The 17,680-nt window shown below is 52.9% G+C and carries 16 protein-coding genes and 1 pseudogene; 16 read left to right on the plus strand and 1 reads right to left on the minus strand.

The features are described 5' to 3' along the window. The first annotated feature begins 16 nt into the window (after nt 1-16). The 14 genes and pseudogenes from BN871_RS01500 (at nt 17) to BN871_RS01565 (ending at nt 16,555) form a co-directional block, all read left to right on the plus strand. Nucleotides 17-505: a hypothetical protein gene (locus BN871_RS01500; protein WP_021877799.1), complete on the plus strand. Its 489-nt coding sequence runs from the start codon at nt 17-19 to the stop codon at nt 503-505. 14 nt (nt 506-519) lie between these two features. Continuing rightward, nucleotides 520-786 (plus strand): helix-turn-helix domain-containing protein, encoded by a 267-nt coding sequence (locus tag BN871_RS01505; protein WP_048743959.1) that lies wholly within the window; start codon nt 520-522, stop codon nt 784-786. A 13-nt stretch (nt 787-799) separates the two neighbouring features. Then, entirely contained in the window at nt 800-1,621 is an 822-nt protein-coding gene (locus BN871_RS01510) for a hypothetical protein (protein ID WP_048743961.1), read from the plus strand. Between the two features lie 29 nt (nt 1,622-1,650). Continuing rightward, complete coding sequence (locus BN871_RS28750; protein ID WP_048743963.1) at nt 1,651-1,989, plus strand: TnpV protein; 339 nt, start codon at nt 1,651-1,653, stop codon at nt 1,987-1,989. A gap of 1,232 nt (nt 1,990-3,221) precedes the next feature. Next, nucleotides 3,222-8,039: pseudogene (locus BN871_RS01520) on the plus strand (helicase-related protein); the annotation flags it as partial. 469 nt (nt 8,040-8,508) lie between these two features. Further along, on the plus strand, nt 8,509-9,456 hold the full coding sequence (locus tag BN871_RS01525; protein WP_048743965.1) for a DUF3991 and TOPRIM domain-containing protein: 948 nt from the start codon (nt 8,509-8,511) through the stop codon (nt 9,454-9,456). A gap of 246 nt (nt 9,457-9,702) precedes the next feature. Beyond that, nucleotides 9,703-10,146: a plasmid mobilization protein gene (locus BN871_RS01530; RefSeq protein WP_021877804.1), complete on the plus strand. Its 444-nt coding sequence runs from the start codon at nt 9,703-9,705 to the stop codon at nt 10,144-10,146. Between the two features lie 14 nt (nt 10,147-10,160). Beyond that, on the plus strand, nt 10,161-11,552 hold the full coding sequence (locus BN871_RS01535) for a relaxase/mobilization nuclease domain-containing protein (RefSeq protein WP_021877805.1): 1,392 nt from the start codon (nt 10,161-10,163) through the stop codon (nt 11,550-11,552). Next, a complete protein-coding gene (locus BN871_RS01540; RefSeq protein WP_069202417.1) occupies nt 11,494-12,456 on the plus strand; it encodes a PcfB family protein in 963 nt (320 codons plus the stop codon). The genes BN871_RS01535 and BN871_RS01540 overlap by 59 nt, the downstream gene beginning before the upstream one ends. Next, complete coding sequence (locus BN871_RS01545; protein ID WP_048743968.1) at nt 12,453-13,355, plus strand: hypothetical protein; 903 nt, start codon at nt 12,453-12,455, stop codon at nt 13,353-13,355. Before BN871_RS01540 ends, BN871_RS01545 begins: the two co-directional genes overlap by 4 nt. Before the next feature lie 40 nt (nt 13,356-13,395). After that, a complete protein-coding gene (locus BN871_RS01550; RefSeq protein ID WP_021877380.1) occupies nt 13,396-13,587 on the plus strand; it encodes a hypothetical protein in 192 nt (63 codons plus the stop codon). Further along, nucleotides 13,574-15,343: a VirD4-like conjugal transfer protein, CD1115 family gene (locus BN871_RS01555; RefSeq protein WP_048743973.1), complete on the plus strand. Its 1,770-nt coding sequence runs from the start codon at nt 13,574-13,576 to the stop codon at nt 15,341-15,343. The genes BN871_RS01550 and BN871_RS01555 overlap by 14 nt, the downstream gene beginning before the upstream one ends. Beyond that, nucleotides 15,343-15,648, plus strand: a complete 306-nt coding sequence (locus tag BN871_RS01560; protein WP_043111276.1) for a hypothetical protein — start codon at nt 15,343-15,345, stop codon at nt 15,646-15,648. The genes BN871_RS01555 and BN871_RS01560 overlap by 1 nt, the downstream gene beginning before the upstream one ends. 130 nt (nt 15,649-15,778) lie before the next feature. Continuing rightward, the gene (locus BN871_RS01565) at nt 15,779-16,555 is read left to right on the plus strand and encodes a hypothetical protein (RefSeq protein WP_048744050.1); all 777 of its coding nucleotides are present in this window, start codon (nt 15,779-15,781) and stop codon (nt 16,553-16,555) included. A 21-nt stretch (nt 16,556-16,576) separates the two neighbouring features. On the opposite strand, the gene BN871_RS01570 is transcribed toward BN871_RS01565, so the two are convergent. Then, nucleotides 16,577-16,912: a helix-turn-helix domain-containing protein gene (locus BN871_RS01570; RefSeq protein WP_036684668.1), complete on the minus strand. Its 336-nt coding sequence runs from the start codon at nt 16,910-16,912 to the stop codon at nt 16,577-16,579. A 164-nt stretch (nt 16,913-17,076) separates the two neighbouring features. Here BN871_RS01570 and BN871_RS01575 point away from each other — a divergent pair, with 164 nt between their 5' ends. Continuing rightward, nucleotides 17,077-17,262 carry a hypothetical protein gene (locus BN871_RS01575; protein WP_021877385.1) on the plus strand — a complete coding sequence of 62 codons (186 nt, stop codon included), beginning with the start codon at nt 17,077-17,079 and terminating at the stop codon, nt 17,260-17,262. Nucleotides 17,263-17,286: 24 nt separating this feature from the next. Further along, on the plus strand, nt 17,287-17,616 hold the full coding sequence (locus BN871_RS26440; protein ID WP_021877386.1) for a hypothetical protein: 330 nt from the start codon (nt 17,287-17,289) through the stop codon (nt 17,614-17,616). Nucleotides 17,617-17,680: the final 64 nt, after the last annotated feature.

Raw genomic sequence — 17,680 nt, forward strand, 5'->3', positions numbered from 1 at the left:
TTGGGAGGAAAAGAGCATGATTGAGAAGCTGAAGATTGCCACATCTGAGGATGAGGCTTATTTTTATTCCGCCTCCATCGAGAAGGATACGGAGCGCGGTTGTATTGGGCATGTGCGCGGTGATTTCGGCAAAGATGGGGAGGCATTCTGGGCGACTTGGTTCGAACATATCTCTTCGTTGAAAACTCCTGATTTTCGGGAGGAGCTTGGAGCGGTCATTCAAGCGTTGGCGGAACAGGGGCTGCTTCAAAACCGCAGTGGCATGCACGATTTTTGTATAAAACATCCAGAGGCCCGTCTACCAAGCGCGCGGCACAGCGATGTCTATGGCTTTTGTTTACAGACGGCAAAGCATCGTTACTATCTGCGATGCTTTCCGCGTGCCGGCGACTATAACTTTTATTTATATTGTTTCACTCGGCCGGAGCGAATAAATGAATTGTCGTCGCCCCTCCATTCCCCTTCTTCGGTACCACTAAAGCAGAAGTCTGAACTGGAACGATAGGAGGATGCACTTCTATGAATGATCTTGCCCGTTACCGGTTGCTGACCGGAGCATCTATTCCCCCTGCAGCGAAGCTGCTGTACAGCTATTTGCTGGATCGTGCAGGCGGGCGAAACGGCGCGGTACTGCTTTCGTCCAGGCGACTTGCATCAGAGGTGGGTCTTTCCATTTCTGCTGTGCGTCGCAACCTGCATCGGCTTCAGCAAAATGGACTTATTCGGCTCACGCCAAGATATTCCGAGGAAGGCATTCGTCTGACGAACCAAATTACCTTCGTATGAGGAGGTGCGACCTTTGACAGCCAAGTTGCAGCGAATGGCTGAGCTTGCCGCCAGTACGGCCCATGCGGTTTCGGATCACCCCGAGCGCTGGGCCGATTTTCTGCGAACGGCAGCCTGGAACTACAAGTATCCGTTTCAAGATCAACTTTTGATTTACGCGCAGCGCCCCGATGCTACGGCCTGTGCTTCAATTGAAATCTGGAACAAGCGGTTGAACCGTTTGGTAAAGCGCGGCGCAAAAGGCATCGCGCTGATCGAGGATCGGGGCAGTCATCTGGGGCTGCGTCATGTCTTCGATGTGTCGGACACGCAGAGCCGCAGCCGACAACCCATCTCCCTATGGCGCATGGAGGAGCCGGATACGGAAGCCGTCATCGAAACGCTGGAAAATGCGTTTGGCAGTGAACGAGAGCCTGGTATGGAACTGGTCGACACGCTGTGGTCTGCTGCCCGAAACGCGGTGGAGGATCACAGCGCCGATTACGTGCGGATGCTGCTTGCCGAACGCGACAACAGCCTGCTGGAAGAACTGGATGAGCCGCATGTGGAACTGTTGTTCAAGGAAGCCGCTCAACACGCGGTCACCTTTATGGCGCTGACACGCTGCGGTCTGGAACCCTCCCATTACATCAGCGTTGACGATTTGTCCGGTGTCGGCTATTTCAATACGCTCCCTGCGCTGTCACATTTGGGCGCGGCGATCAGCGATGTAGCTGAAACGATGCTGCGCGAGATTGAATCCACCGTTCGGGCGATGCGCCGCGATGAGCAGCGAAAAAAAAGAGCGACAGGCGAGTCGTACCGTTGCAAGGCCAGAATCCTTGCCGCAAAATGAAGCTAAATTACGCGAAAGGATGATTGAGCATGGAACTGACCTACACGCCGAGCGGGGATTACCTGCTGCCCGACTTGACGCTGACCGAACCGATGAGCATCGGGAAATATGGGATGTTGCGCAAGACGTTTCTCAAGGAGCAGCGGAAGGGAACCTACGCGCACCTGATGCTGTCGGAGCAACTGACCCGGCATCTGGCAGACATCGACCGGTCAGCACGGGAGCAGATCGACCTGACGATGCAGGAACTGACTCGGCAGCACCCGGCCCCGGACAAGGCGACCGACCCGATGGGCTGGACAAGTCACATGAACAGCTTGAAGCAGCAAGCGGAGGAACTGATTCTCACGGAGCTGATTTATCACTAAAATGGTACGACCGGGAAACGGAGGACAGAAGTCTTCCGTTTTTTCATGACCAAGCGATCATCAACGATATGCTTCGCACCGCGCCGCTTTCCGAGAGCAAGGCGGCTATCGAAGCCTTTTTTGACGTGAATAAGGAAGATCGGGAACGGACGCTGTATATACGCAGTCTGTTCCCTCCGGGAATTACGGAGTTAACGCTAGATGATGACATAAAGGCCGGTTTTGAGCCGTACCGCAACGTACTGCATCTTTGGACGGGATCGGCGGAGCAGCGGACGGCGCAGAGCTTTTACGATTGGTCGGTGATTGCCGGGCATTTCGCCAGCATGATGATCCTTAACGAGTTTGATCCTGCTCGTACATCGGTGCCTTCTATTCAGCAGCAGACATTATGGATGAAGCAAGCGGAGGACGAAAAAGCCTCCGCTTTTTCACTTCCTCAAGCGGCCATCGACGCTGTTCTGCAAGGTGGAAGTGGTTTTGAGAGCGGAAAGCTTCGCATCGCGCTATTTTTCCAACAGTCGTTATCGGCGCAGGAAAACGCTGATTTTCTGAAACGGGAATATGGCACTGGCGGGCGCCTCCCTGCTCTGCTCGGCACCGATATTCATGAAAATCACGATAGTAAGGGAATTACGGTGACACGAGGTTCTATTATGAACCCGGACGTTAAAGTAGTGTTGCCGTGGATCAAGGTGCAAAAGCGAATCGGCGAGCTGCTGGCAGCGGGCCGTTATCTAAACCGCCAGGAAGAAGAGCGATTGCCTGCCTATGCCGAGCAGCAGGAGGAGCAGCGCAGGCAGCGCGCGGCGGAAAAGACGGAACACAATCTGCCGCTATCGGAATTGCAGCCGGTTGAATCACAGCAAATGCCCAACCGGGCTCGGGCGCGCTATGGGTATACGGAGGGCAGCAAAGTCTTTATCGGTGCGGACGAGTACGAAATTGCACAGCTGGAGTCGCGAAAGGTTGTGCTGCAGGACATTCAATTTCCGTTATTCATGCAGGAAATGAATCGCCGGGATTTCGAGCGCATACTGCGCGAGAATCCACTGAACGATCATCTGATTTCCGGCCAGCAGGAATCGGATTCGGAACAAACGGAATGGGATACGGAACTGGTGGACGAACCGGAGCAAGCGGCACAATTGGCACATGATAAGGGGGGCAGGATATCTCCCGTTGCTCCTTCCGCTGACACGCCCGAGATCGAGATCCGGCATGAATCGACTCCGGTAAGCAACTACCGGATCATGGACAACGAATTGGGACATGGCGGCGCAAAAACCAAGTACAAATGGAATGTGGAAGCGATTCGGCTGCTCGGGCAACTGGAGAAGGATAACCGTCAGGCGATTGTGGACGAGCAGGCCGTGCTTGCCCGTTATGTGGGCTGGGGCGGGATTCCGCAAGCGTTTGATGATGGGAATCCGCAATGGGGAGCGGAATATGCGGAGCTTCGGGATTTACTGGACTCGGAGGAATATGCGTCCGCCCGCGCCTCCACGCTGAATGCGCATTATACATCTCCGACCGTCATCAAGGCGATGTACGAATGCCTGGAGAGGATGGGCTTCCGTAGCGGTAATATTTTGGAGCCGTCTTGCGGCATCGGCAATTTTTTCGGTCTATTGCCGGAGTCATTTCAGGACGCTCGGCTGTTTGGCGTGGAGTTGGACAGCATCACCGGGCGCATCGCGCGGCAGCTTTACCCACAAGTATCGATTGCTGTCAGCGGCTACGAGCAGACCAGCTTGCCGGACAGTTTTTTTGACCTCGCGGTTGGCAACGTGCCGTTCGGCAGCTACGGCGTGGCCGACAAAAAATACGATAAGCACAAGTTTCTGATTCACGACTACTTTTTTGCGAAGACGCTGGATAAGGTTCGTCCAGGCGGGATTGTCGCCTTCATTACGTCGAAAGGGACGATGGACAAACAAAACCCAACCGTCCGAAAATACATCGCGGAACGGGCCGCGCTGCTCGGCGCGGTGCGTCTGCCTAACAATGCGTTCCTGGCGAATGCCGGAACCGAAGTGACCGCCGACATTTTGTTTTTGCAAAAACGGGACCGGATGGTGGCTGTCAGCGAGCAAACCGAGGAATGGCTTTCGCTCGGCGTTACGACAGAGGATGTGCCGGTGAATAGCTACTTTGCAGCCCGCCCCGAAATGGTGCTTGGTACGATGGCCTACGATGATCGGATGTACGGCAATCAACAGGAAACGACCTGTCGTCCCTACCCGGACGCTCCTTTGGACGAGCTGCTGCGTGAGGCGCTAGCGAACATCCATGCGGAGTGGTTCGACTTGGAACGGGAGGAACAGCCGGAGGAGGAGGAAGTCTCCCTGCCTGCCGACCCGTCCGTTCGTAATTTCAGCTTTGCGCTGGTCGAAGGACGCATCTATTTTCGGGAAAACAGCCGGATGCGACCGGTTGAAACATCAGCAACTGCGGCGGGCCGTATCAAGGGCATGATTCAGCTTCGGGACACGGTGCGCGAACTGATCGAATACCAAACCGAGGATTACAGCGACGAAGCGATAAGGGAGCAACAGCGCAAGCTGGATACGCAATACGAACGGTTCACAACGCAATACGGCCTGATTAACAGTCGCGCCAATAGCCTTGCCTTTTCGGATGACAGCTCGTACTTCCTTCTCTGTTCGTTGGAAGTCATAGATGAGGAAGGACGGTTGCTACGTAAGGCGGATATGTTCACGAAGCGTACCATTCGGCAACGCACCAACATAAAACAGGTGGATACGGCTTCGGAGGCGCTGGCGGTTTCCATCGGTACGAAAGCTCGCGTCGATTTGCCGTATATGGCAGAGTTGACCGGACTCGCGCAGGAACTGCTTGTGCAGGAGCTTCGCGGCGTGATCTTCCCGAATCCTGAAAATCTGGACGAAGAAGGACAACCGATATACGAAACAGCGGATGCGTATTTATCGGGCAATGTTCGTGAAAAGCTGCGCACTGCCAAACAGTTTGCGGCCTTTGACGCCGAGCGGTACGCTGAAAATGTTAAAGCGCTGGAAGCCGTGCAGCCGATGGACTTGGACGCTTCCGAGATTGATGTACGACTGGGCGCAACCTGGCTGCCGCCGGAAGTCATTCGGGCATTCATTTTCGAACTGGTGGATACGCCGTATATGTACCAAACCTCCATCAACGTGATGTATTCCGGCTACACAGCAGCCTGGAACGTTAAAGGCAAAAGCGATGATCGTAGTAACAATATTAAGGCCAATGTCACCTACGGTACGAATCGCATCAATGCGTACAAAATTCTCGAAGACACGCTGAATCTGCGGGATGTACGGATATTCGATACGGCCGTTGAAAACGGTGTGGAAAAGCGGGTGCTGAACAAGCAGGAAACGGCTATCGCGCAGCAAAAGCAGGAAGCCATGAAGGAAGCGTTTCGAGACTGGATATGGCAAGATCCGCAGCGCCGGGAGCAGCTCACGCGACTGTACAATGATCGATTTAATTCCATCCGTCCGCGCGAATATGATGGAAGTCATATCCGCTTCACCGGGATGAACCCGGAAATCCGGTTGCGGCAGCATCAGGTCAATGCGGTTGCCCGAACGCTCTACGGCGGCAATTCCCTTTTCGCCCATTGCGTCGGCGCGGGCAAAACCTTTGCGATGACCGCCGCGGCAATGGAAAGCAAGCATTTGGGCCTGTGCAACAAAAGCATGTTGGTTGTTCCTAATCATCTGACCGAGCAATGGGCTGCGGAATTTTTGATGCTCTATCCGTCCGCGAACGTACTTGTCGCCACCAAGAAGGATTTTGAAACGAAGAACCGGAAGACGTTCTGCGCACGGATTGCCACCGGCGATTACGACGCGATTATTATCGGCCACTCGCAATTTGAAAAAATTCCGATCTCGGCGGAGCGCCAGCGGCAACAGCTTTACGAGCAAATATCCGAAATCACCAGCGGCATCCGCGAGCTAAAGGAAGCCAAGGGCGAGCGGTACGCCATCAAGCAGCTTGAGAGGACAAAGAAGACGCTGCAGGTCAAGCTGGAGAAGCTGAACGACACGAGCCGTAAGGATGATGTGGTTACCTTTGAGGAACTCGGCATCGATCGATTGTTCGTCGACGAAGCAGACTCGTACAAAAATCTATTCCTTTATACGAAAATGCGCAATGTCGCCGGGCTATCGCAAACCGAAGCGCAAAAGTCATCGGACATGTTTGCCAAGTGCCGCTATTTGGATGAATTGACCGAGGGACGGGGCATTATTTTTGCCACGGGTACGCCGATCTCCAACTCCATCACCGAGATGTACACGATGCAGCGCTACTTGCAATACGAGCGGCTCCGCGGGCAAGGCTTGCAGCACTTTGATTCGTGGGCTTCAACATTTGGCGAAACAGTTACTGCCATCGAATTGGCACCGGAAGGAACGGGCTATCGCGCGAAAACGCGGTTTGCCCGTTTTTATAATTTGCCGGAGCTGATGAACGTCTTTAAGGAAGTGGCGGACATTCAGACAGCGGATATGCTCCAGCTTCCGGTTCCCAAAGCCCACTTCCACAACGTCGCTGTTCCGCCGAGCGATTTTCAGCGTGAGATGGTCGCGGATCTCGCCAGCCGCGCCGAACTGGTGCGAGCGAAGCGAGTAGAGCCGCATGAAGACAACATGCTCAAGATCACCAACGACGGACGCAAGCTGGCCCTCGATCAGCGGCTGGCAAACGCCATGCTACCCGATGACGAAGGCAGTAAAGTAAGCGCCTGCGCGGATAACGTCTTTCGGCAATGGGCCGACAGTCGGGATCAGCGGCTCGCGCAGCTGGTCTTTTGCGACCTTTCCATTCCTAAGCAGGACGGAACCTTTAATGTGTACGACGAGCTGCGGCGAAAACTGACGGAGAAAGGCGTTCCGGTTGAGGAGATCGCCTTCATTCACGACGCCAATACAGAAGTGAAGAAGAAGGAACTGTTTGCCAAGGTGCGAACGGGACAGATTCGCATATTGCTCGGATCGACGTTTAAGATGGGTGCGGGAACGAACGTTCAGACCAAGTTGATCGCGCTTCATGACCTCGATTGTCCGTGGCGACCACGCGACCTGGAGCAGCGCAGCGGGCGGATTATTCGGCAAGGCAACCAGAACAGCGAGGTTCACATCTTCCGTTATGTCACAGAGAACACGTTTGACGCTTACCTCTATCAAACGCTGGAGAACAAGCAGCGGTTTATCTCGCAGATCATGACCAGCAAATCGCCGGTTCGTTCTGCCGAGGACATTGATGAGACGGCTTTGTCCTATGCTGAAGTTAAAGCGCTGGCGACCGGAAATCCGTACATCAAGGAGAAGATGGACCTCGACATCCAGGTATCCAAGCTCAAGCTGCTCAAGGCGAATCATTTAAGCCAGCGTTATGCGCTGGAGGATCGGCTGCTCAAAATGCTGCCGCAACAGTTCAAGTCAACGGAGGAACGCATTGCTGGGTATGAGCAGGACGTGGCCTTGTTCATGCGCGCCCAAGCGTCGGAAAAGGCTAGCAGCGACGATTCCCGTTTTCCCGGTATGACCATCAAAGATTACACGTACTCGGAACGTGCTACGGCGGGCGTTGCCCTGCTGGAAGCCTGCAAGGGCATGACCTCTCCCGATCCGCAGGATGCAGGCAGTTACATGGGCTTTTCCTTATGGCTATCGTTTGATAGCTTTGCAAAGGAATACAAGGTGACGCTGCGCGGCGCTTTGGGCCATACGATTACGTTAGGACCGGATGCAGGCGGCAATATGAGTCGAATAAACAACACCTTGTCGGATTTGCCGAATAAGCTCGCCTATTGCCGTGACCAGCTCGCAACACTCAAGCAACAGATGGTAACGGCGAAGGAGCAGATCGAGGCACCGTTCAAGCAGGAGCAGGAATTGCAAACGAAGTCCGCGCGGCTCGCGGAGTTAAATGTGCTGCTGAACATGGACAAAAGGGAAAACGAAGCCGTGGACAGCGTGTCGGATGAAGAACCGGAAGCACCCGAACGGCGGGTTGCGGATCGAGAGCGATAACAGCAATGGAAAGGTATAAATCACAGGACGAAACGGACTCCGGCTTTTGGGGTCCTTTTCGCATTTCTGGAGGTACGCACATGTTGTATGCCATCCCAAGCGGCGGCGGATGCTTTTGCCCGATTCTACCGCCTATTTGTTATGGAACCGATCCGACCGAGGAGGGAGAAACCATGCCGGAATTGGAATTGATATCCAAAGGGAAGAACTGATTTGGAGACACGTATTATTACATCCGTGATTCGAACGGGGTGACCAGTCAAGTCTATGAAAGCGAGTTAGACGCATTCATGAAAAAGAAAGGCGCTTCAGAGTTGAGGGAAAGAAGAGCTTATCTGTATCCCAAAAAGAAGGGTAAGGCACGATGAACAAATGAAGCAGGATGAAAGAAAATCAGCCTTACAATTAAGAGACACGATTTTTAAAGCCCGTTGTGTCTAATTTACTTTTTTCGAGAGGAACTACGGCAATGAGCTATGTAAGCAAGGAACAAATCGAACGTGCAAAGCAATTGGACCTGCTCACCTATTTGCAATGTTTCGAGCCATACGAACTGGTGCGGTGCTCGCGCAACGCCTATTCGACCCGCTCCCACGACAGCCTTAAAATCTCCAACGGTAAATGGTTCTGGTGGTCTAGGGGGATCGGCGGTCGTTCTGCGCTGGACTACCTCATTAAAGTAAGAGGCATGTCGTTTCCCGATGCGGTGCTGCAAATTGACGGTAATCCACCCGTTCACATGGCTCCAGCTACCCCTGCCATTCAGCAGGATGGTTCAAATGCGCGGCTGGAGCTTCCCGAACCGTATGAGAATTCGAATCGCGTCATCGCTTATCTTCGCAAACGCGGCATTTCTCGCGACGTAATCGAATTCTGTCTCGACTCGGGACGTCTTTACGAAAGCCGAATGTACCATAACGCAGTATTTGTGGGATTTGATTTGAAAGGTTCCCCACGGTACGCAGCGATTCGAGGAACAACCAAAACCCGATACAGGAGCGAAGCGTCAGGTAGTGACAAACGGTATTCGTTCTCCATCCCCGCCATTGGGAACAGCTCTGAACTGCATGTATTTGAGAGTTCGATTGATCTGTTATCGTATTGTACTCTTGCCTCAATCTTTGAAAAGGACTGGCGTTTATCTCATCAATTATCACTTGGAGGGATATATGGTCCAAAAGAAAATACGTATGAAGATACGACACCGGCTGCACTCACTCATTATTTGCAAAGCTATCCAAAGGTTAATCGTCTGGTGCTTCATTTAGATAACAACGATCCGGGCCGTTCAGCGGCAAATATGATTATTCGTTTGCTTGGCACCGCTTATGCCATTTCCGACGAGCTACCTAAAGGTGAAGATGTTAACGATGAACTGGTAGCTTATCGAAAACATCGCTCTGAGCTAACGCGTTAGCGATGGGTACGGGGATCGGCTGTAAGTGAATCATGTCTTTTCGATGATGCTGAGCGATCAGCGTCTTTTTGTCGTTTCGATGCCCCTCCCCTTTTTCCCGGCAGGTGCCTTCAGGGCGACGCGAGACGAATGTCTCGTGTTGCAGCAAGCACTGAATTTGGTCTCCCAAATTCGCTTGTTAGGGGCAAGCCCCTAATACCCCTGCCTCAGCTACACGCTCTTTTAATAAGAATATAGGTTTCAACAATGATCGGTATCTTTCAGAAACAGCAGAAACCATTCAGCTATTTCGTGCGAGCCATGTCCTTTGAAGAAGGAGTGAACATGATGAGAAGACGAGCGATTCGCATTCAGGTATGGGTGAACCATGATGAAAACGCAAAGCTCCAAGCGAGTGCGAAGACATCGGGACTTTCACAGGAAGGTTATATTCGATCCCTGATTAATAGATATGTCCCGAAGGCGATGCCGCCAACGGACTATTTCGCTATGATGCGCGAGCTTCACGCCATCGGCAATAACCTTAACCAACTCGCAGCGAAGGCCCATGCGACAGGTCATCTGGATCGAGCGGCTTTTCAGCAGGAAGCAGACCACTTGCGCCGCGCCGTCCAGCAGATTCAACAAGCCGTGACCGCACCGGAACCGAGAAACGAGCTACAAGGAAATTCTAACGTACATCCACCGTAAAGGGGACAGCGCACATGGCGACAACCGCAATATGGGACGTTACCGACCGCCTCAAGCGTGTGCTGGATTACGCCACCAATCCTGATAAGACCGATCAAGCGCGTGTAGCGCATGATGATTTACAGCAGGTGCTCGCTTATACCAGCGCGGATGCCAAAACGGAAAAACAGCTTTACGTGAGCGGGATCAATTGCGATCCGCTTACCGCTTACGAGCAAATGCAGCGAACCAAACGACAATTTCAAAAGACTGATGGCATTGTGGCTTTTCACGGGTATCAGGCGTTTGCACCGGGCGAAACGACGCCGGAGGTGGCACATGCCATTGGCATCAAACTGGCGCAGGAGCTATGGGGGGAGCGCTTTGAAGTCGTTGTATCAACCCATTTGGACAAGGAGCACTTGCACAATCATTTCGTACTTAATGCGGTGTCGTTCCTGGACGGTAAACGCTACTACGATAACAAAGCCTCTTACGCGCTGATGCGGCAAACATCCGATCGACTTTGCCGGGAGCATGCCTTATCGGTCATCGAGCAGCCGGAACCGGGTAAGGCCAAGCATTACGGTGAGTGGCGAGCGGAACAGGAAAGCAAGCCGACTTGGCGCGGCTTGATACGCGAGGACATCGACGCCGCTATCGCCGCTGCCATGACGATGACGCAATTTTTCGCGATCCTTCAGAAGCAGGGTTATGAAATGAAGTCGAACGTCAAGCATTTGGCGGTACGCCCGCCGGGCAAAGAGCGGTTTGTTCGATTGCGCAGTCTTGGCGACGATTACACGGAGCATGCGATAAAAGAGCGTATTCTGCAAAACCAGTTACCGCAGCGTCAGCCACCGATGCCGTTGCCGCGGCGCAGACGAGCCGTCATCGTTCGCAGTACCCTGCATATCGGACGTAGATTTAGCGGTCTGCAAGCCTTGTATCTGCGGTACTTATTCAAGATGGGGATTCTGCCTCATTCCCGCGCGTCCCTCAAACGGACGTCTTTTTTATTGCGCGAAGACTTACGATATCTGACGGCCATCACGGAGCAAACCAAGCTGTTATGCCGTCATCGAATTTTCAATACGGATCAATTGACGGGTTATCTTGACGGGCTGCAAACGGAATTGCGACAAGGATACGGCTCCCGCAAAATGCTGTACAACCGGCTTCGCCGCTGTCAGCTTCCCGAGCAAATCGAGTCGTATAAATCGCAAATTGCCGAACTTTCCCGTCAGCTTGCGAAGCTCCGAAAGGAGGTGAGGCTTTGTACGGGCGTTCTTGCCCGATCCGACGAACTGGCAAACAAGCTGCAACGTAACGAGGAAGACCAATCGACACGAAGGGAGGCCAATGTCCATGAGCAGCGGAACCGAGGCGGCCGATCAGGTCGTCAGCATGAGTCTTCGTGGCATTGAAGTCATGGCGAAAATTTCCGGCGAAGGCGCGAAGCATCTGGCTGTTTATTTGTTCGCCGCCCTGCAAGGGCAAAAACGAACAAGAGGCCGCATTCGTTTGGAAAGCTTGCTGCGCAGCGGTAAGGAACTGAAGGTATTTGCAGTACGAAATGAAGACTTGCCGACGTTTTGCAAAGAAGCGAAGCGGTATGGTGTCCTCTATTGCGCGCTGCGTGACAAGAAAAATGTGGACGGGCTTTGCGACGTCATGGTACGGGCCGAGGATGCGTCCAAGATCAACCGAATCGTTGAACGCTTCAAGCTGGCGACCGTAGATACGGCCAGCATCAAGCAGGAGATTGTGAAATCCCGCAGCGAGAAGCAGTCGGTCGAGCGTGAAGGGGCGGCGCAACCACCGGAGCAACATGCCGGGACACCCGAAGAAGGAGCCAACGAGTCGCCAGCTTCAAATGAGGGAGCGGTAGTGAGCGAAGATTTTTTGGACGATCTGTTGGGAAAGCCCGAGCCGGCGGCGGAGGTGCAGCCGGTAAACGAGCAGCAGGGAACCGATCAACCGGCGGCCGAGGCGTGGGAGGTCGAGCGAACGGAACCGGAGCGTCCGCTTCCCCTCCCGCCGACACAGGAGGAGAGGACAACGGAACCATCCTCTCCGTCCGCGCCTACCTCCGAGCGCAGCGCGGCATACGAAAGGGTTACGATTGACCCTGAAAAGCCGAAGGAAAAAGTGTCCGTCCGCCAATTGCTGCGTGAAATTCGGGAGGAAAACCGGGCGGCAGAGAGCAGACGGCGGCAGCAGGTGCAGGAACCGTCGTTGCCTAAGCGCAGAGATCGCGGGAATTCGGCGTCCGGCAGTAAAGCATCCGTTCCGATGGCCGGGAGTCGAAAGCGAGGGAAATCGAAATGAGCGAACTGGACGAGTTATTCCAGCCCCAAGTCACGACGGCCTCCGGTCAGCGTGAGCAGCCGTTCGACAAAGAAGCGTGGGCGCAAAAAAAGCAAGAACTGCGGCAGTGGACGTATGAGACGATTGATACTGCCACAGCCGCCATTACGCAAAACGGCGAACAATTTCAGCATTATCTGGACGTACAAAGCCGTTTTGATCTCTACAGCGTCGCGAATGCGCTGCTTATTTTCGCGCAGCGCCCGGATGCCACTCGCATTGCTGATTTTGATAGCTGGAAAGAACAAGGCGTCTATATCCGTCGCAAGGAATCCGGATTTTACATCTTGGAGCCAGGCGAGGAATACAAGCGAGAAGATGGGAGTACCGCAATCAGCTACAACCCCAAGAAGATGTTCGATGTTGCGCAAACAACCGCACCGAAAAAGGAATCGCCGATCTACCCGGATGACCGCACGCGCATCAAGGCATTGATGGACCGCTCACCTGTTACGATTACGATTGGAGATGCCTTGCCTGCGGAGGTTCATGCGCTCTATCAGCCGGATACGCGAAACATCGTGATACGTCACGGGCTTGGGGCCAGTGACATTTTTCGGGCGCTCGCACAGGAGTTGGCGCATGCGGAGATTGATCGCGGCCATAACGACTACAGCCGCTCCCATTACAATTTCCAAGCTTATTGCGCTGCGTATATGCTTTGCAAAAAGTTCGGCGTCGAGACGGCTTCTTTCCGCTTCGGCCAGGTTCACGAACGGCTCAAGGAGTTGGAGCCGCAGCATATTCGCGCCGAGCTGACGGTGATGAAGGATGCGGCACACGACATTTCCCGTCGTATACACCGTATGCTGGCCCAGCAGCGACAGCAGCAACCGAATCGCAGCGATTCCATCCGCTAGTCGTGGCATGCTTTTCATTTTTCTGTTGGGAGGAGTGGCGATGAAAGAGGAAGAACGCATCCTGAGAATGGATCATTACGAGCATGGCATTGTCATCAACGCCTTGAATGCGCTCCGCAACGACTTGATCGGCCAGCAGCGGCCGACCGATCCTGTTGACGATTTACTGCTCAAAGCGATTGACGCTCCCTATCAAAAAATAAAGCGCCGGAGTCATCATGCGGCGCGCTGAAACCGCAAGGAGTAATCTTTTACTCTTTGCGGTTTTTTTTATTCCGGTCGTGTGGGCGGCGCTGCTTGCCGCCCCCGCTTTGTCAAAGGGATTACCGGCACTTCTGCTGTATCTCAGCGAGGCGATTAACAATCCCTTCCAGATTCAATGGGTCGAGGATACGCCGCGAAGCTTGTTGCTGTTCACGTTGATTTATGGGATTTCGGTCGGCATCTACTTGGCGTCCCCGCGCAACTATCGGCGGCGCGAAGAGCATGGCAGCGCACGATGGGGCAAGGCCGGACGGATAAATGCCAAGTATCGCGACAAGCAACCGGAACAAAATAAGATTCTGACGCAGCAGGTACGCATCGGCTTGGATGGCCGCAAGCATCGCCGGAACCTGAATGTTCTTGTCGTCGGCGGTTCCGGGTCCGGCAAAACGCGGTTTTACGCCAAGCCGAACGTTATGCAGGCGCATACGTCCTTTGTCGTGCTCGATCCCAAGGGCGAAATTTTGCGCGATACCGGGCATCTACTCAAGTCCGAAGGCTATGACATCAAGGTGCTGGATCTCATCAATCAACACCGTTCGCATGGCTACAATCCATTCGCCTATTTGCAAGACGACAAGGATGTTCTCAAGCTGGTCACCAATCTGATCCGCAATACGACACCGAAGGGCAGCAATACCAACGATCCCTTTTGGGAGCGATCCGAGACCGCCTTGCTGGAAGCGCTCGTGCTATACCTCCTATATGAAGCACCGCCCGAGGAGCAAAACTTCCCAATGGTCATGGAAATGATCGCGGCTGCGGAGGTGCGGGAGGAGGACGAAACGTACCAAAGCCCGCTCGATGAACTATTCGAGCGGCTGGCCATGCGCGATCCGGAACACCTTGCCGTCAAGCAGTACAACATTTTCAAGCTGGCGGCGGGCAAGACGGCCAAGTCCATTTTAATTGGCCTCGGCGTTCGATTGGAGAAGTTCAATTTGCATACGATTGCGGGGATGAGCATGGTCGACGAAATGGAATTGCCCGTTATGGGGGAGAAGAAGACGGCGATGTTTGCCGTCATTCCCGATAACGACAGCAGCTTCAACTTCATTGTCGGCATGCTCTACACGCAGCTTTTTCAATGCTTGATGTACGAGGCGGACTATCGGCATGGCGGACGCCTGCCGGTTCATGTTCACTTTGTCATGGACGAGTTCGCCAATGTAGCGCTTCCCGACGAATTTGACAAGCTGCTCTCCACGATGCGCAGCCGGGAAATTTCCGTTTCTATCATTTTGCAAAATTTAGCGCAACTCAAGGCGCTGTACAAGGATGCGTGGGAATCGATTGTGGGCAACTGCGACGAATTTTTGTACTTGGGCGGCAACGAACAGTCTACCCACAAATACGTCTCGGAGCTGCTTGGCAAGGAAACGATTGATACCAATACCTACGGCCAGAGTAAGGGGAGAAACGGCAGCTACTCGATCAACTACCAGCAATCAGGCCGCGAATTGCTCACACCAGACGAGGTGAGGTTGCTGGATAACCGCTTTTGCCTGCTCTTTATCCGTGGCGAACATCCAGTCCAGGACGACAAATATGATTTGCTCAGGCATCCTCATGTCTCGCTCACGACGGATGGTAACGGTCTTCCCTATCAGCATGGCGGCACGGAACACGCTTTGGACTGGCAATCCGTGTTCCTTCATGCAGACGGGGATTATGAACTTCTTTCGGAAGAAGAAGTAGAGTCGCTATTTTTACGAAGGGAATGATGAACTTGAAAATGAAAACGAAACGGCTGCTGGCCCTGTACATCGTGCTGATCTTAACGGGAACTGTATTCGTCTCCACTGCTTATGCAGAGGGCGATCCGATGACGACAGTCAACAACCTGTCTACTTTTATCTTCGGTTTAATCCGTGCGATTGGCATGATTATTCTCGGTTTCGGCATTGTTCAAATTGGATTGTCGCTAAAATCCCATGACCCTTCTCAGCGCGCAAACGGGTTTCTGACGCTCGCCGGAGGGGTCATTATTACGTTTACGAAGGAAATTCTTACCCTGATTGCCGGATGAGCCTGAAGCTTTGCATGAAGGGGGGCGGACGTTTCGTCTGTTCCCCGTTTACGGAAGGGGTGAGCATGTGTCAAAAAACAGTTGGGTGATCGACAACCTCGAAAATGCCTTGGATACCTGGAACGATAAGATGAATGAAATCTGGAGCCTCGTTACGCAATCGCCAGCGGATTTTAAGGGTGGGGGCGTTTGGCGTGTCATCACAGATATTCACGGTGCGTTGCAGGCGACGGGACTGGCGCTTCTGGTCTTGTTTTTTGTGATTGGCGTGGTGAAGTCGACCGGCAGTTTTGCGGAAGTGAAAAGGCCGGAGATGGCCGTCAAGCTGTTTATCCGCTTTGTGCTCGCCAAGGCGGTCGTAACCTATGGTCTGGAGTTGATGATGGCTCTCTTTACGATTGTACAGGGGATCATCTCAACGATGATGGGACGCTCCGGGTTTGGAACGACAGAGGCTATGGCCTTGCCGGATACGGTAGCGCAAGCGATTGAAGACGTTGGCTTCTGGCAAAGCATTCCGCTGTGGATCGTCACCATTCTCGGCAGTTTGTTCATTACGGTGCTATCCTTTGTGATGATCCTTTCGGTGTACGGGCGCTTTTTCCGTATCTATTTGTATACGGCAATAGCCCCCGTTCCGCTGTCCGCATTTGCGGGGGAGCCAAGCCAAAATATCGGCAAGTCGTTCCTGAAAGGATACGCGGCAGCGTGTCTGGAAGGCGCGATTATTGTACTGGCGTGTATCATTTATTCCGCCTTTGCTACCGCTCCTCCAGCCGTCGATTCTAGTGCGGGCGCGGTTACGATGGTGTGGACGTATATCGGGGAACTCATTTTCAACATGCTCGTTCTTGTCGGTACGGTGAAGATGGCAGATCGTATCGTGCGCGAAATGATGGGACTGTAATCACCTTGTGAATGATGGGAGTTATCGGATTGCGGTCAAAAATAGCTTCAATAGCGCCAGAGCATCCTTGCGCTGCTTCTCTGTGCATTGATTGAGCGCAGCCATAATCAATGCCGTTTCATCGTAAGGTGTGGCGCTCTCCTCTTGACCCAGGAGCAATTCATTAGGAGAAAGCTTGAGCAAATTGCAAATACTGAACATCGTTTCAATGGACATCCCGGCTTTACCTCGTTCAATATCGGCGCAAAATCTTGGGACCCGTCCAACTCGTTCAGCCAGTTGTTCACGAGAAATTTCCAATGCCTCTCGTTGCTTCCGAATGCGTTGCCCCACCTTCTTTTTATCGTAACCAATCATCAAGCGTCACCTCTTTACAGGGGTTGAGTTTATAACTCCCATTATGGAGGAGTACACAATTGACATAAATGAGATTAAAACTTACCATCGAAGTAGTCTTCTAACATACACCGTGTTTCATTCAAAAATGTCGGCTCTCACAATAAAAACGGGAGGATGGATAAATGAACGAATTGTTAAGAGAGCTGGAAGAGGAGCGGCGAAAGCTGAATTCGCTTGGTGAACAGTTAATAAAGCAATCCATTTCTTTATCCGGCCATCAAGCATTTCAAGAGCAAAGTCAGAAGGTCGATCAGCTAGTAGCCTGCTATCATCACATGAAAGCCAAGCAGAAGCAGCGGGTAAGGTAAAAGAGTTGTGGGGGGAAGCAGGTAATGGAAATTCCACCGTGGTTTCGAACAGCTATTCAAGGTCGATTGGACTACGTTTCTGCACGATTCGAGCATCATCCTGATCTCAAGCGTGTTCGTGCTGAAGAAAAGAAGGCTTTTCAAGTCTTGTTTGTTGGTATGGATATTGGTCGTATGCCTGAATTTGAAGCTTGGGAGGACAGACATCATTTTAAACAATCGATTATCAATGAGTGGTTATATTTGCAAGGGATGAAGGATGGCTTTCAGCTTGCTGTGGAACTATTGAGCAATCCTGTGCCATTTGATGACGACACACTGTTCAAACCTGAAAGCAACGAGCCTGAGGCGTAGACTGCTCATCCGGGAGGGATAAAAGTGGAAGTGAAAATCAACCGGGAAATCCGGGATTATACGG

It is taken from the genome of Paenibacillus sp. P22 (assembly GCF_000469945.2).
Taxonomy (GTDB): Bacteria; Bacillota; Bacilli; order Paenibacillales; family Paenibacillaceae; genus Paenibacillus_O; species Paenibacillus_O humicus.